Source organism: Burkholderia seminalis, from assembly GCF_001718535.1.
GTDB lineage: Bacteria > Pseudomonadota > Gammaproteobacteria > Burkholderiales > Burkholderiaceae > Burkholderia > Burkholderia seminalis.
Genome location: NZ_CP013400.1, coordinates 898,035 through 913,656 on the forward strand (window position 1 = coordinate 898,035; position 15,622 = coordinate 913,656).

Annotated in this window: 10 protein-coding genes; all 10 read right to left on the bottom strand. The window is 66.8% G+C overall.

The features are described 5' to 3' along the window. Nucleotides 1-11: 11 nt before the first annotated feature. The 10 genes from WJ12_RS24870 to WJ12_RS24915 all read right to left on the bottom strand — a co-directional run bounded on the left by WJ12_RS24870 (nucleotide 12) and on the right by WJ12_RS24915 (nucleotide 15,563). Nucleotides 12-1,706, bottom strand: coding sequence for a DUF3300 domain-containing protein (locus tag WJ12_RS24870; protein ID WP_059558671.1), 1,695 nt, complete (start codon nucleotides 1,704-1,706; stop codon nucleotides 12-14). A gap of 451 nt (nucleotides 1,707-2,157) precedes the next feature. Then, nucleotides 2,158-3,990, bottom strand: a complete 1,833-nt coding sequence (locus WJ12_RS24875; protein ID WP_059558396.1) for a S53 family peptidase — start codon at nucleotides 3,988-3,990, stop codon at nucleotides 2,158-2,160. A gap of 630 nt (nucleotides 3,991-4,620) precedes the next feature. Continuing rightward, nucleotides 4,621-5,583, bottom strand: coding sequence for a histidine kinase (locus tag WJ12_RS36915; RefSeq protein WP_063896730.1), 963 nt, complete (start codon nucleotides 5,581-5,583; stop codon nucleotides 4,621-4,623). Next, nucleotides 5,580-6,272 (bottom strand): response regulator, encoded by a 693-nt coding sequence (locus WJ12_RS24885; protein WP_034185754.1) that lies wholly within the window; start codon nucleotides 6,270-6,272, stop codon nucleotides 5,580-5,582. Before WJ12_RS24885 ends, WJ12_RS36915 begins: the two co-directional genes overlap by 4 nt. A 101-nt stretch (nucleotides 6,273-6,373) precedes the next feature. Continuing rightward, a complete protein-coding gene (locus tag WJ12_RS24890) occupies nucleotides 6,374-7,804 on the bottom strand; it encodes an efflux transporter outer membrane subunit (protein WP_059558394.1) in 1,431 nt (476 codons plus the stop codon). A gap of 4 nt (nucleotides 7,805-7,808) precedes the next feature. Beyond that, nucleotides 7,809-10,952, bottom strand: coding sequence for an efflux RND transporter permease subunit (locus WJ12_RS24895; protein ID WP_059558392.1), 3,144 nt, complete (start codon nucleotides 10,950-10,952; stop codon nucleotides 7,809-7,811). 20 nt (nucleotides 10,953-10,972) lie between these two features. After that, the gene (locus WJ12_RS24900) at nucleotides 10,973-12,130 is read right to left on the bottom strand and encodes an efflux RND transporter periplasmic adaptor subunit (RefSeq protein WP_059558390.1); all 1,158 of its coding nucleotides are present in this window, start codon (nucleotides 12,128-12,130) and stop codon (nucleotides 10,973-10,975) included. A gap of 655 nt (nucleotides 12,131-12,785) precedes the next feature. Then, on the bottom strand, nucleotides 12,786-13,256 hold the full coding sequence (locus tag WJ12_RS24905) for a VirK family protein (protein WP_059558389.1): 471 nt from the start codon (nucleotides 13,254-13,256) through the stop codon (nucleotides 12,786-12,788). An 81-nt stretch (nucleotides 13,257-13,337) separates the two neighbouring features. Further along, a complete protein-coding gene (locus WJ12_RS24910) occupies nucleotides 13,338-13,949 on the bottom strand; it encodes an ankyrin repeat domain-containing protein (RefSeq protein ID WP_059558387.1) in 612 nt (203 codons plus the stop codon). 78 nt (nucleotides 13,950-14,027) lie between these two features. Beyond that, entirely contained in the window at nucleotides 14,028-15,563 is a 1,536-nt protein-coding gene (locus WJ12_RS24915; protein WP_059558385.1) for a catalase, read from the bottom strand. Nucleotides 15,564-15,622: the final 59 nt, after the last annotated feature.

The following is a 15,622-nucleotide window of genomic DNA, read 5'->3' on the forward strand; positions in this document are numbered from 1 at the left end:
GTCGGCGGGACTTACCCCGGATGATGCTCGTGCGACTCATGCTGCGGGTGGGACTCGGGCGGGTGCGGATGCGGCGCCGCCGCGTGCTCGGTTGCCGGTTGCCGAGGGCGCGGTGCCGCGTGTTCTTGCAGCGGCGCTTCGGCGTGCGGCTGCATCTCCTTGCGTTGCTGCTGCTGAGCCTCGTTGCGTCGCTGGGCATCCGCGCGTTGCTGCTGCGCTTCGTTCCGTTGCTGGGCGTCCGCGTGTTGTTGCTGCGCTTCGTTACGCTGCTGGGCCTGCGCGCGTTCCTGTTGTTGCGCTTCGTTGCGTTGCTGCAGCGCTTCGCTTTGCTGCGCCGCGTTGTGCTGTTGCATTTCCTCGCGTTGTTGTTGCTGTGCTGCCGCATGATTTTCCTGCGCGGTTGCACGCTCCTGTTGCATCGCCTGCTGCCGCTCGTCGCGCGTCGCGCCGGACGGATGCTGCGCCGGTGCCACGGCATGTGGCGCATTCGCACGGTTCTGCGCGAATGCTTCTGGCGCGGGTCGCGTGCCGGGGCGCGCGTCGTTCGCGCCGAAGTGCGGCATCGTCATCGGCGCTGCGCCCGCGCGCGGCGCCATGGCCTGTCCGCGCATCGGTTCGGCACCCGGCTGTGCGGCATTGCGTTCGATCGTCGTGTTGTTGGTGGTGACGTTGCCGCCGTAGTTGTTCGTGATGCGCGTGTTGCGGATGTTGGTGATGTTGTTGATCACGGTGGTCGACTTCGTCACGTACGTGGTGTGGTTGTACACCACGGCCGGGCGCTGCCACCCGCCGTTCCACCTCGGGCCTTCCGGATGCGGTGCCCCCCAGTTCACGCCCCACGCATGCCAGCCCCAGTCGTGGTGTCCGAAGATCGCGGCGCCGACGGCGATGCCGACGCCGAACGTGATCACGCTGGCCGCCACGACTTCGCCGGTGCTGTATGCGGGCGGCCGGTAAACGTAGCCGGGGTAGGCCGATACCGGCTCGCCGTAGACGACGGTCGGATTGTACGACGGCACGTACACGACATCCGGCTGCGCGGGCTCGATCTCGATCGCCTGCCCGGGCGGCGGCACGATCGCCGGCCCGGCGTACCCCACGGGCGCGTCGGTGGCCGGCGTATAGCCGGTCGGCGCGGCCCGCGCGACTTGCGTGACGCGTATCTGGCCGCCCGAGCGGAGATGGCCGGACGTCTGGGCGCGCTGGCGCATCACCTGGATCGCGTTCATCACGTCGGTCGGATCGTTGTAGTACGCCTGGCCGAGCGACGTGGTCCAGACCGGGTTCGACGCCATCTGCGACAGCACCGCGGGGAAGGCGGTCAGCGCCTTGACGGACGGGTCCCACGGCTGCGCATCGGCGGCGGCCGCGAGTGCCTGCCCCTTCAATGCCGGATTCTGCGTGACCCAATTGTTCGCGGCGCTCACCTGGTCCGGATACGTCGCACCCGCCAGCACCAGCGCGACGAGCTTGTCGGGGAACAGCGCGATCGGCGCGACCATCTGGTAGAGCTGGTCGGCGCTCGGCGGCGTGTAGGCAACGGGTGTCGAGGCCGGCTGCGCGGCCGCGGCCGCGCTCGCGTCGCTCGCCGGTGCGGCGGGGCTGCCGTCGCCGTTCTTGTTGCAGGCCGACAGGCCGAGCAGCGACACGATGAGGGACGAAGCGATCAACGTCCTGACGGGGCGGTGTGCACGTGTGTTGTTCATGTTGTTGTCCGTTCGGTGTGGAGGCAGCGTTGGCAGGCACGCGGGCTGCGCGATCGGCTTGAGCACCGTGCCGCGATCGTCCGCGCCTGCGCCGGCGGCAGCGGCCGGTGCAGGCGGCAAGATCGTGTTCGCATGATGGAAGTCCCGCGACGAATCGTCATATTCGGTTAAACGCACGACACGCGCGGAAGTTGTCGCAGCGTTGTGTAACAGTGTGTACCTTGCGGTCCGTAAGCGGGCGGCCACCCGGCGGGTAAGGAACCTGAAAGTTGCTGGCGCAACGATTGCAAGGTCGGCGCGCGTATCGTCCCGCCCGATGCCGCTTCGCGAGCTGACGCGGAATGCAGAAAACCCGCGACGGCTTGCACCTGTCGCGGGCTTTTACGCGGTTGCGTGCGGTCCCGGGCGCGCGCAACGACGCGCACGCGGAACCGCGTCGGTCATCGGCGCATCAGCGTGCGAAGTCCGACGTGCTCTGGATGAATGTATTCAGCTTCGAGATGTTCACGCTGCCGAAGCCCGTCGTCGCGTCCCAGCCGGCCTTCGCCTTGTAGCCGTACGTGCCGCTGCCGTTATTGCCGGACGTGACGTCGTGCAGCAACGCCGCGTTGGACGGGAAGTACTTGTAGATGCTCGACGCGGGGAAGCCGAGCGCATTGTTGTTGGCCGACTGCAGCCGCGCCCAGATGCCCGTGAAGATCGGCGCGGCGAGGCTCGTGCCGCCTTCGTTGTTCAGGTAGCCCGAGCCCCACAGCGTGTCGGAGGTCTGGCCGTTCACGACGAGAATCGCGCCGGTGCGCAGGTCGGCGTCGAAGCCGACGTCGGGCAGCGCGCGCTTGGTCGAGCCGGTCAGGGTCGACGACTGCCACGTCGGCGCGGCCTCGTACTTGCTGTACCCGCCGCCCGTCGACCACACCGTGCCCGGCTGCCAGTTCGGATCGTTCCAGACGATCTCGCTGTTGTACGCGTTGGTCGACGTATTCGTGAACAGCGTCGTGCCGCCTACCGCGATCACGTACGGCGACGTGGCCGGTTCGCTCACCGTGTAGGTCGAGCGCGACGGCGTGCCGCTCGCGCATTCGTACGCGCCGTGGTCGCCGGCCGACACGGAGAAGGTCTGCCCCTGCGCGACCGCCTGCTTGAAGATGGTGTCGTCGGTGGCCTGCGAGCCCGTGCTGTTGGCGGACGATTCGCACACGCCGAGCGACACGTTGATCACCTTCGCGACGTTGTCGGTCACGGCCTTGTTGTAGGCGGCGGTGATCGCGGTGAGCGTCATCGACGGCGCCACGTAGAACACGACCTGCTTCACGGCACCGCCTGCCGAGCCGACGATCGACTGGCTGTCGAGGTTCCATTCGACGGTGCCGTCGGTGTCGGTGTACGAACTGCCGGACGGGCCGGTCTTCACGATGGCGCTTGCGATCGTGCCGAGGCCGTTGTTCGCCGCGAACGTATTGAGGTCGCTCACCGTCTGCGACAGGTCGCCTTCGGAGATGACGCCGACGGTGGTTTGCGACGCGTTCGGCACGCCGTCGCCGCCGTAGATCGACGAGAACTCGGTCGGGTTGTGCGGCACCGCCGACGCGCCGGCCGGAATCGTCAGGTTGCTGGTGTTGCCTTGCGGCTTGCTGCCCGCACCGGTATGCATCAGCTCGACGTTCTGCAGCCCGAGCACCGCACCCACGATGTTGCCGATCGCGTTCGGCACTTGCGCGGCATCGGTATTCGCATAGACGCTGCGGCCGTTGCGCGTGAAGCGCTTGAGCGTCGTGCGGAATGCGGACTTGACGGTCGCCGCGGTGCCGGACGCGGATACCAGCAGGCGGTTCGGCGCGACCACGATGTTCACGAAACCTTCCTTGCGCAGGTGCGCGACGACGGACGCGACCTGCTGGTCGGTCGGCGCATATTGCGCGGCGAACTGCGCCGGCGTGAGGAACTGCCTGTAGTGCGGCGAGCCGGGCGTATGCAGATCGCGCAGGTACTGGTCGAGTTGCGCCTCGTTGCGCAGGTTCAAGCCGAGCACGATGTCGACCGATTCGCCGGGCGCCATCTCGATGGCCGACGCGGCGGCGGCGGCCGTGCTCGCGGCGGGCGCGCCGGCGGTACCGGCTTCGCTCTGCTGCACGAGCGGCAGGAATCCCTTGGTGCGGGTTTCCGTCCAGCCTGCCGCCGGTGCGGCGTGGGCGGTCGCCATGCCGAACGAAGCGAATGCCGCGGCGGCGAGTGCGAGCTTGACGATGCGAATGTGCTTGTGTTTCTTGTCTGCAACCTGATTCATTTGAATTACCCCTCCGGTTGAACATCGAACGGCACGAACAACAACGGTCGACAGCGGTGCGGATCGTGCACCGCCGCTTGCTGCCGCATGCGTGCGGATGGCACGGACGCGACAGGGCCTTTCACCCGATCCGGAGAGATGGGTTTGCTCCGGGGGCGAAATACGGAAAACGCGATAACGGGAGGGCTGCGTCGCGCTGCGAGGCAGCCGCGCCGGACTGGATGCGGGCGGGATTGCTAGAGCAACAGTTTCGTTGTCCTGCTCATTTGATTCGATCCTTCGGCCCGCTGCCGGATGACAGCCGTCCAATGAGATGCATCGGGATATAGCATGCGCCGGTGTGCGAGAAAATCAGCCGGCGGCGAGCACTGCGGTGCGGCGGAAGCGAAAAAACGTAGAGCGGAATCGATTGCGTGGTGAGCAATCCGTCAGATTGCTTGCATCGGAAGTTATCAAGAACGAAAGCGCAGTGTCAAACTTTTTTTGATTATATGAAACAAAATTAAACCGAATAAAGCGCAATGATTTTGAAAAGATCGACGGCATTTTGTAATTCTCGAAACCGGCAAGAAAGGTAATGCCGGAATCGATTCGTCGATCATTTCCGATTCGTTTCGTAATGGCCGGTTGCTATCGAGGAAATGCTCGAATGGCCGGCGGGTGTCGCGGGAGGTCGAATTCGAGAGCGGCATTGCCGCGGGGCGAGGCGAGATGGCGCAACTGCCCGCCGTGCGCCTGGACGATCGCGCGCGCGACGAACACGCCGAGCCCGGATTCGACGAATCGTCGCGAACCTTCGTCTTCGATCCGGACGACGGCGCCCGCGGCGCGATCTTCGACGAAGAGCTTCAGCGTGGCCGGCGCGGAATGGCACCGCAGGTCGTCGAGCAGCGCGAGAACGGCCTGCCGGATGCGCGCGCCGTCGCAGGTCACGACGGTTGCGTCGATCGTCAGGTCGATGACGAACCCCGCTTCACGAAACGCTTCGCGGACCGAATCGATGGCACCGGCGATTTCGCGGTCGAGCGCCGTCGAGCACAGATCGAGCGTCAACCCCTCCGGCCGTTCGGCAACCTGAAGGTCGTCGACGAACCGGAACAGGTCGTCGACATGGTGAAGCAGCGCGTCGCTTGACGATGCGTCGGCTTCGTCGACGAGCCCCTTGATGGCTTCGAGCCGGGTTTCGAGTGCCCGGAGATGTTTCAGTTGATGGGTCATCGCATTGAAGTCCTCGATGAAGAGCGACAGGCCGGACATGCAGCCGTCGCGGGAAATCGCACGCGCCGACCGGTCGCCGGCGGCGATGCGGGCGGTGTCGGCGGCCATCGCGTCGAGTGCCGCGAGCGTACGGCGCATCTGCCGGAACAGGTCGAACGCGGCGGCCAGCAGGCACACGAACAGCACCGTCGCGAGCATCAGGTAAGTGGACGCGCTGCCGATCATCGTGCCGGCCGCTGCATCGTGCGGAAATGCCGCCGGGTGACGCGACGCGTAAAGCAGGAAGGCAACGGTGCAGGCGGTCAGCACGGCGACGATTGCGCCCAGGCCGATCGCCTGTCCGATTTGCCGGCCGGGCTTCGCCGGCAACGTCACTGCAGGCCCCGCAGCCGGTAGCCGACACCGCGCATCACTTCGGGCATGCCCGGTGCGCCGGCCTGTTCGAGCTTCTTGCGCAGCCGGCAGATGTGGCTGTCGACCGTGCGCTCCAGCGCGCTCACGTCGGCCATGCACGCATCGAGCAGTTCGCCGCGCGTGAACACGCGGCTCGGCGATCGCGCCATGTGAGCGAGCAGCCGGAATTCCGTCAGCGTCAGCGTGATCGGTATCTCGGCGGAATCCGTCCGCACGCGGGCCAGATAGCTGTCGGTGTCGATCTCCAGGTCGCCGACGCGCAACATGAGCGCCGCCGGTGGCGCGGCCGACCGGCGCAGGATCGCGCGCAGCCGCGCGACGACTTCGGCCGGGTTGAACGGCTTGACGATGTAGTCGTCCGCGCCGGCGTGCAGCGCCTGCAGCCGGTCGAGGTCGCGGTCGAACGCGGTGAGGACGACGACGGGCGTGTTGCCGCGCCGCCGCAGCTCGGTGAGCACGTTCCAGCCGTTTTCCCGCGGCATCTTCACATCGAGCAGGATCAGGTCGGGCTTCAGGTGCGGCTGTACGTCGAGCACCGCTTGCCCGTCGGCGACGCGGTAGGTGCGAAAGCCGTCGTGCGTCAGATATGCATCGAGGATGTCGGAGATATCGGGTTCGTCTTCTGCAATCAGTATCAGGGAATTCGTCATGGGGTTCGCCGTGCGATGTCGAACAATCGGGGCAGCCCGTTGCCGGGCCGGATCGCGCCGTTCCGTCCCGCTGCCGCGCGGGGTGGAGCGGCGCCGTTCGTTCAGTTCTGCACCACGCTCGGCGACGGTGCGACGTCCTTGTCCGTCAGGCCGCCGCCGAGCGCCTTGTACAGTGCAACGGCGTTGCCGAGCTCGCTGCGACGCAGGTCGAGCAGTGCCTGCCGTGCCGAGTAGAGCTGCCGCTGCGAATCGAGCAGTTCCAGCCGCCCCTCGACACCCGCGCGATAGCGCAGGCTCGACAGGTCGGTGCGGCGCTCGGCCGAGCCGACCACGCGCGTCTGCGCGTCGATCTGCCGTCCGAAGGTCTCGCGCCCGGCGATACCGTCGGCTACTTCGCGGAACGCGGTCTGGATCGAGCGTTCGTACTCGGCGACGGCACTCGACTTGCGCACTTCCGCGAGACGCAGCTCGGCGCGCAGGCGCCCGCCCTGGAAGATCGGCACCGTGACCTGCGGCGCGAAGTTCCACGTGCGTTGTCCGCCGTCGAACAGGCTGCCCATCGCCGGGCTGAGGAAGCCGATCGACGACGTCAGCGACAGGCGCGGGAAGAACGCTGCGCGTGCGGCGCCGATATCGGCATTGGCGGCGACGAGATTCTGTTCGGCCTGCTGGATATCAGGACGACGGAACAGCAGTTCGGACGGCAGACCGGCCGGCAGTTGCGTCATCACCGGTTGCTGCTGAAGCGGCACCGGCTCCGGCAGATCCTTCGGCAGATCGGTGCCGACCAGCAGGCGCAATGCGTTGCGTGCCTGCTCGACGGCGCGCGTGCGCGCTTCGAGATCGGCCGTGGCGCTCGCGACCTGGCCTTCGGCCTGTGCGATGTCGACGCCGCTCGCCTGATGCGCATCCTTCAGGCGGCGCGCGAGGTCGAGCGACTGTCGCCAGTCGGCGAGGGTGCGCTCGGACAACTGGCGTTGCTCCTGCGCGAGGCGTTCCGCGAAGTACGCGTCCGCGACGCCGCCGACCAGCGAGATCTGCACCGCGCGGCGGCCATGATCGGTTGCGAGGTAGCGCGCAAACGCCGCATCCGACTGCGACTTCACGCGACCGAACAGGTCGATCTCGAACGCGCTGATGCCGACGTTCACGCCGTACTGGTTCTGCGTCGTGCCGAACAGCGGCGGACTCGACTGCGTGTCGTCCGACGTACGCTGGCGCGTGAAGCTCGCGCCGGCGCCGATCGACGGCAGGCGCGCGGAACGCTGGACGCCGTACTGCGCTTCGGCGGCCTCGACGTTCAGCGCCGCGACGCGCAGGTCGCGGTTGTTCTCGAGCGCGAGCTCGATCAGCCGCTGCAGGCGGCGATCGCCGAACATCGTGCGCCAGCCGAGATCGGCGGCGTTGGCCTGGAGGTCGGCGGCCGCGGCGGCCGTGTAGGCCGTCGGCACCGGCATCGAGGGCTTGACCAGCGTCGGTGCGAGCGAGCAGGCCGACAGGGCGAGGACGAGGGGGAGAATGAGCAATCGCATGGCATCAACCTTCCTGTCCGTGAGTCGGGGCGGCCGGCTGCTTGCGGGAAGCCCGCCATGCGCCGATGCGCTCCTGGATGCTCGTCACGAACACAAAGAAAACAGGGACGAAGAAAATGGCCAGCACCGTGGCGGTCACCATGCCGCCGAACACACCGGTACCGATCGCGTGCTGCGTTTCGGCGCTGGCGCCGGTCGCGATCATCAGCGGCACGACACCGAGGCCGAACGCGAGCGAGGTCATCAGGATCGGGCGCAGGCGCAGCTTCGACGCCTGCACGGCCGCTTCGACGAGCCCCTTGCCTTCCTCGCGCAGCTGCTTCGCGAATTCGACGATCAGGATGGCGTTCTTCGCGGACAAGCCGATCACGGTGATCATCCCGACCTTGAAGAACACGTCGTTCGGCAGGCCGCGCAGCAGCACCGCCCCGATCGCGCCGATCAGGCCGAGCGGCACCACCAGCATCACCGACAGCGGGATCGACCAGCTTTCGTACAGCGCGGCGAGCACGAGGAACACGACGATCATCGACAGCACCATCAGCATCGGCGCCTGCGACGCCGACTGGCGTTCCTGCAGCGACTGGCCGGTCCACTCGACCGCGAAGCCCGGCGGCAGTTGCGCGGCGAGACGCTCCATCTCGGCCATCGCCGCGCCGCTCGACTGGCCCGGTGCGGCGTTGCCCGAGATCCGCGCGGACGGGTAGCCCTTGAAGCGCACCATCTGCAGCGGCGTCTCGGCCCATACCGGGCGAACCACTTCGGACAGCGGCACCATGCCGCCGGCCGCGTTGCGCACGTACAGCTTCATCACGTTGTCGATCTGCATGCGCGCCGGCGCGTCGGCCTGGATGATCACCTGCTGCATGCGGCCCGCGTTCGGGAAGTCGTTCACGTAGGTCGAACCCATCGCGGTCGACAGCGTGTCGCTGAGCGTCGTGAACGACACGCCGAGCGCTTGCGCCTTCGCACGGTCGATTTCGAGGCGGATGCTCGTGCCGGCAGGAAGGCTGTCCGGGTACACGCCCGCCACGACCTTGCTTTGCGCGGCGAGTTCGAGCAGCTTGACTTCCGCCGCCTTGAGCGCCGCCGCGCCCTGGTTGGCACGGTCTTCCAGACGCATCGAGAAGCCGGAGCTGTTGCCGAGTTCGTCGATCGCCGGCGGCAGCAGGCTCATCACCGTGCCTTCGGTCACGCCGGCCATCGCTTGCTGCGCGAGCATGCCTTCCTCGAGGGTCGACGCGCCGCCCCGGTTCTTCCAGTCCTTCATCACGGACCAGTTGATCGCCGCGTTCGGACCTTGCCCCGAGAAGCCGTAGCCGATCACGGAAATGCTCGACTGGATTGCCGGACGCGAGGCAAGATGCTTCTCCAGCGTCTCGACCACGTCGTGCGTACGTTCGGCGGTAGCGTCCGCGGGCAGCAGAAAGCTGGTGATGAAGTAACCCTGGTCCTCGTCCGGCAGGAACGACGACGGCAGGCTGCGGAAGCCGAACACCAGGGCGCCGGAGATCGCGACGAACACCAGCATCACCCGGCCCGTGCGGCCGACCAGGCGGCCGACGCGCGTCTCGTACCATTTCGTCAGGCGATCGAAGCGGCGGTTGAACCAGCCGAAGAAGCCGCGCTTCTCGTGATGGCCCGGTTCGAGCGGCTTGAGCATCGTCGCGCACAGGGCCGGCGTGAGCGTCAGCGCCAGCAGCGCCGAGAACAGGATCGACACGGCCATCGACATCGTGAACTGCTGGTAGATCACGCCGACCGAGCCGCTCGCCATCGCCATCGGCAGGAACACCGCGGTCAGCACCAGCGTGACGCCGATGATCGCGCCGGTGATTTCCTTCATCGCCTTCGAGGTCGCGTCCTTCGGCGACAGTCCTTCCTCGGCCATCAGGCGCTCGACGTTCTCGACGACGACGATCGCATCGTCGACGATGATGCCGATCGCGAGCACCATGCCGAACATCGTCAGCACGTTGATCGAGAAGCCGGTCATCAGCATCACCGTGAACGTGCCGAGCATCGCGACCGGCGCGACAATGGCCGGAATCAGCGTATAGCGCACGTTCTGCAGGAACAGGTACATCACGAGGAACACGAGCACCATCGCTTCGAGCAGCGTGTGCAGCACCTTCTCGATTGAGATCTTCACGAACGGCGACGTGTCGAGCGGAATCGAGTAGGTCATGCCGGACGGCATCGACTTGCTCAGTTCGGCCATGCGCGCACGGATCGCGTCCGCGGTCTTCACCGCGTTGGCGCCCGGTGCGAGCTGCACGCCGGCGAGGGTGGCCGGCTTGTTGTTCTCGCGGCTCACGAACGTGTAGTTCTGCGAGCCGAGTTCGATGCGTGCGACGTCGCCGAGCACGACTTTCGAGCCGTCCGCGTTCGCGCGCAGCACGACCTTCGCGAACTCCTCCGGCGTCGTGAGCTGGCCCTGCGCGGTGAGCGGCACGGTCACGCGCTGGCCAGGCAGCGCGGGCAGCGCACCGAGGCTGCCCGGCGCGATCTGAACGTTCTGCTGGCCGATCGCGGTCGTCAGGTCGCTCATCGACAGGCCGAAATTGATCAGCTTCTGCGGATCGACCCAGATGCGCATCGCGCGTTCGGAGCCGAACTGCAGCACCCGCCCGACGCCGTCGATTCGCCGCAGTTCCTCGGACACGCTGCGCGCCATGTAGTCGGCGAGCGCTCCTTCGTCGAAGCGGCCGTTGTCGGAGCGCAGGCCGATCAGCATCAGGAAGCCGGACGACGCCGATTCGACGATCAGCCCGTTCTGGCGCACGGCCGCCGGCAGGCGCGGCTCGACCGACTTGATCTTGTTCTGCACGTCGACCTGCGCCATCTCCGGGTTGGTGCCGGGCTTGAACGTCACGGTGATCTGCGCGGAGCCGGACGTATCGGCCGACGATTCGAAGTAGAGCAGGTTCCTGACGCCGGACAGTTCGCGTTCGATGAGGCTCAGCACGCCGTCGTTCATCGTCTGCGGCGTGGCGCCCGGGTAGTTCGCGGTGATCGTGACGGACGGCGGCGCGACCGACGGGTAGCGCGCGACCGGCAGTTGCGGGATCGCGATCAGCCCCGTCAGGATGATGAAGAGCGCGATCACCCACGCAAACACCGGGCGTCGGATAAAGAATTCAGCCATGACTGGTGGCTCCTCGTGACTCAGTGCGCGGACGCGGTGGTGGCCGCGTCGGGCGACTTCCAGTCGGTCGCGGCGGCCGGCGCGCCGTCGATCAGGCGTTCCATGCCTTCGACGACGATCTTCTGGCCGGCCTGCAGGCCCGACTTGATGCGGTAGCTGCGGTTCGTCAGCTCGCCGACCTCGACGGCCTTCAGATGCGCGGTGCCCTTCGCGTCGAGCACCCACACCTGCGGCTTGCCGCCCGCGCGCACGACCGCCTGTTGCGGCACCATCACCGCGCTGGCGTAGTGCGCGCGCGGAATGCGGGCACGCACGTACATGCCCGGCAGCAGCTGGCGTTTCGGGTTGTCGACCAGCACGCGCAGCAGCACGTCGCCGGTGCCCGGATCGACGTTGACGCCCGAGAACAGCATGCGTCCCTTCACGTCGAAGCGCGTGTCGTCGTCGCGCAGCACGTCGACCGGCAGGCCGTTGCCCGTCGCGCCCGGCTGCGCGGCAAGCGCGCCGCGCAGCGATTCGAGCGACGCGGCCGGCTGGCGCACGTCGACGTAGACCTGGTCGATCTGCTGGATGCGCGCCATCGGCTGGCTGTCGGTGCTCGACACCAGCGCGCCTTCGGTCACGAGCGCCTGGTCGATGCGGCCGGCGATCGGCGCCTCCACGGTGGCGAATTTCAGGTCGAGCTGGCGGCGCGCGAGCGTCGCGCGGGCCTGCGCGACGTCGGCGGCGGCCTGGTCGCGTTGCGACACGGCGTCGTCGTACACCTGGCGGCTGATCGCATCGGCCTCGACGAGCGGCTTGAAGCGCGCGGTCTGCACCTTCGCGCGTTCGAGCGCGGCCTGCGCGCGCTGCAGCGACGCGGCGGCCGTGTCCATGTCGGCCTTGAATGGCGCCGGATTGATCTGGAACAGCGGCTGGCCCGCGCGCACCTCGGTGCCTTGTTCGAACAGCCGGCGCTGGACGATGCCGCTGACCTGCGGGCGGATCTCGGCGATCCGCACGGCCGCGACGCGGCCCGGCAGGTCTTCGCTCACGTCGAGGGGCGCGGCCGCGAGCGTCATCGCCGCAACCGGGATGGCCGGTGCGGCGGCCTGCTGTTCGGCGGGTCCGCACCCCGCCAGTACTGCCGCCGCCAGCGCGCATACCGCGCTGTAGCAGCATCGTTTCTGATTCTTCATGGCGACTCCAGGAAATGCAGGCAGTCCATTGCCTGCTTTGACGGAGCGGAGTGTGCGTGGATTAGTTGGCGTCTTTTATGCGGAAAGATGGAGATTCGATGGAGCCGGCGAAAGGAACCGAAAAGAGGGGGCGTGCGTCGCGACGGTCGGACAAATGGGGGCGGGGCGGTATCCTGCGTGTGGTGGTGCCGGCAATCCGCACGTTGACGCAGTCAACGAGGAGCGATCGCGGCCTGGCGAGCTACGCTGGCCGTCAGCCGAAAGACACGGCAGTTTGACGGCCAGTCGGACGCCGCGGTGTTCGGGCTCGATGCGCGCGATGGCTTGCGCCGGTTCGTGAGGACCGAACCGGCGGGGCGCTGGGCGAATGGAGTGACGAGGCGGCGCGGCTGCACCGGCTCGCGACGACAAGGCTGCCGCGCCCACGGCGGCTGGATGTCGCGCAGGCGGCGGGGCGCGAGCGGATGCTGCTGAATGCGGTGCGCGGCGACAACCTCGAACTGGCGGAACTCGCGCCGGCCGCGAAGATGACGATCGTTATCGACGTGTTGAAAGGCCGCGCACGAATCGCTCCTCCTATCCGTGCGCTATCCAAATTTCGTAGTACTCCTTTTGTTTTTACACGAATTCTCGCATTTGCTACGCATTCCCAGCGTCAGTCGCGATCCTGCCAGGCATTGGCGAAACGAAGGCCGTCGCCGAGCGTGCACTGGAACACCTGGGCCGGCGCGACGGGCTGGTACGTCGTGGGCGAAAGCGAGCGCACCGTTACCGTCGCGCTTTCGTCCTGCATCACGCGATACTGGATCAGCTCGAGCACCGTCGCGCCGCTCGGCTGGACGGTCAGGTGCTGGTTGGCGAACGCGAGCGTATTGCCGCCGACTTCCATGAAATCGCGTATCGCGAAACCGCCTGATACGGTGGGTACGGGTGCCCGGGTTGCGGCTTGCTGCGCGTTCTGGCACTGGTTCGGCGAGAAGATCGCGGTGACCGTCACGCCCGCGAAGAGCCGCGTGCGCAGCTGGCGATACGCATTGGCGCTGTCCGGTTGGGTGCCCGCGGCCGTTGCCGCGAGGCTGGTTGCCGCGCCGGCGGCAACCAGAACAATGGCGAAGCGATTCAGCATTTTCCTGTCTCCGTGCGATGAAACCAACGGCACCATAGCACGGTGCGCTCGCATGGTTCAGACGGTTGACGCGTAGTCGCGCTACGGTCTGGCACCGGCTTGCCGCAGCGCATCCGCGGCATCGGTGTTGTCGTGCGTCAGCGCGAGCTGCAGCAGCGACTGGCCGCGCCGGTCGACATGGTTCGGATTCGCGCCGTGCGCGACGAGCAGCGGAATCAGTTCGAAGCGATTGAACAGCGTCGCGAACCCCAGTGCGGTTTCGCCGGCGCCGTTCGTCTGGTCGATCGGGCAGCGCGTGTCGATCAGGCGGCGGGCGATGTCGGGTTCGTTCTTGAAGAGCGCACCCATCAGCGCCGTATTGCCGTGTCGATCGCCGATGCACGCGTTGGCGCCGGCCGACAACAGGTAGTCGAGTGCGGCGGGCTGGCCGTCGTACGACGCGAGTATCACGGCCGTAAAGCCGCGGCTGTCGGTGGTGTCGACGGGATACCCGGCGTCGTGCAACGCGCGCAGGATGTCGACGCGGCCGACGCGGGCGGCGTCGAACCAGTCGCCGTCGTAGCGGCGCAGTGCGGCGGGATCGGCCTTGCCGTACGCCGGCCGGTCGGGCAGATGCGCGCAGCCGGCGATCGCGGCCAGCGCCAGCGCCGTCGTCGCCACGCGAACCGCATGGATGAAGCGTGTTGATCGCATGAGGATGTCCTGATGAAGAAGTCGGGCCGGCGTGCGCGGCACCACCGCGCACGCCAGGCTGCGACCGGCGTCGCGCGATCAGTTGTCGCTCAGTTTCGCCGCGAGCGACTGCACCTGCTGAACGTTCGCGTGAACGGCCTGCGCGAGCCGCGTGCCGTAGTCGGCATCGGCCTTGTAGAAGTACGACAGCATCGCGTACTGGTTATGCGCGTTCTTCACCTGGCCGAGATCGCCGGACAGCGCGGTGACGAGGTCGTCCTTGTCCTGCTGCGACAGGCTGCGGTAGTACTCGCCGGCTTGACGGAACAACAGCTTCTTGTGGATCGCTTCCTGTTGCGTCGTGCCGCTGAGCGGCGTGCGGACCGACTTGTACTGCGGATCCTGCGCAAGCTCGTTCAGCGTCGACGGCTCGTAGTTCACCTCGCCCTTGCGATCGCCGAAGTTCATCTTGCCGTCCTGGTTGTTGTTGACCACCGGCACGACGGGGCGGTTGATCGGCAGGTCCATGTAGTTCGCGCCGAGGCGGTACATCTGCGTGTCGGCATACGCGAACAGGCGATCCTGCAGCATCCGGTCTTCGGACGGCTCGATACCCGGCACGAGCCGCGACGGCGCGAACGCAGATTCCTCGGTTGACTGGAAGTAGTTGTCGGGCACGCGATTGAGCGTCATCGTGCCGATCTTGCGTTCAGGTACGCCGGTCCACACCTTCGTATCGTCCAGCGCGTCGAAGTCGAAGCGGTTCAGGTCCTTCGGCGTGAGCACCTGCACGTACAGATCCCACTTCGGGAAATCGCCTTGCTTCAGCGCGCCGTACAGGTCGTTCGTCATCATGTTCCAGTCGTGCCCGATCGACGCGGCGATCTCTTGCGGACGCAGGCCGTGCACGCCTTGCTGGCTCTTCCAGTGGAACTTCACGTAGTGCACGTCGCCCTGCGCATTGACGAACTTGAACGCATGCACCGCGAAGCCGTCCATGCGGCGGTACGAATCGGGCATGCCCGCGTCCGTGTACAGCATCGTCAGCATGTGGGTCGCTTCGGGCGTATGGGCGAAGAAGTCGAACGCGAGGTTCGGGTCCTGCACGCCGGTCACGGCGCTCGGCTTGTTCGCGTGAACGAAGTCGGGGAACTTGATGCCGTCGCGAATGAAGAACACGGGCCAGTTGATGCCGACCATGTCCCAGTTGCCCTGCTGCGTATAGAACTTCACCGCGAAGCCGCGCGGATCGCGTGCCTGTTCGGGCGAGCCGCGATAACCCATCACGGTCGAGAAGCGCACGAACACCGGCGTGCGGGTGCCGGGCGTGAAGACTTTCGCTTTCGTCAGGTCGGAGATGTCGGCGCTCGGCACGAACTCGCCGAATGCCCCGGTGCCGCGCGCATGCACGACGCGTTCCGGAATGCGCTCGCGATCGAAGCGCTGCAGTTTCTCGATGAGCGCGGAGTCCTGCAGCAGCACGGGGCCGGCGGGGCCGGCCGTCTGCGAATTCTGGTTGTCGCCGACGGGCGCGCCCGTGTCGCGCGTGAGTTCGGCGGCATACGGGGAAGCGGAGAGGGCAACGCAGATCGCGGCGACTGCGTGCCGCAGCGCACGATGAGAGGATGAGGACATGACGATGGAACTCCTTGAATCCGATCGGTGGTGGGGAAGCCGACTGAATTAGAAGATAT

What these genes read in the sequence shown, in the direction of transcription:
- WJ12_RS24885 (WP_034185754.1), bottom strand. Translation starts at nt 6,272, where the DNA reads ATGACGAATTCCCTGATACTGATTGCAGAAGACGAACCCGATATCTCC.
- WJ12_RS24910 (WP_059558387.1), bottom strand. Translation starts at nt 13,949, where the DNA reads ATGCGATCAACACGCTTCATCCATGCGGTTCGCGTGGCGACGACGGCG.
- WJ12_RS24900 (WP_059558390.1), bottom strand. Translation starts at nt 12,130, where the DNA reads ATGAAGAATCAGAAACGATGCTGCTACAGCGCGGTATGCGCGCTGGCG.
- WJ12_RS24915 (WP_059558385.1), bottom strand. Translation starts at nt 15,563, where the DNA reads ATGTCCTCATCCTCTCATCGTGCGCTGCGGCACGCAGTCGCCGCGATC.
- WJ12_RS24870 (WP_059558671.1), bottom strand. Translation starts at nt 1,706, where the DNA reads ATGAACAACACACGTGCACACCGCCCCGTCAGGACGTTGATCGCTTCG.
- WJ12_RS24905 (WP_059558389.1), bottom strand. Translation starts at nt 13,256, where the DNA reads ATGCTGAATCGCTTCGCCATTGTTCTGGTTGCCGCCGGCGCGGCAACC.
- WJ12_RS24890 (WP_059558394.1), bottom strand. Translation starts at nt 7,804, where the DNA reads ATGCGATTGCTCATTCTCCCCCTCGTCCTCGCCCTGTCGGCCTGCTCG.
- WJ12_RS24895 (WP_059558392.1), bottom strand. Translation starts at nt 10,952, where the DNA reads ATGGCTGAATTCTTTATCCGACGCCCGGTGTTTGCGTGGGTGATCGCG.
- WJ12_RS24875 (WP_059558396.1), bottom strand. Translation starts at nt 3,990, where the DNA reads ATGAATCAGGTTGCAGACAAGAAACACAAGCACATTCGCATCGTCAAG.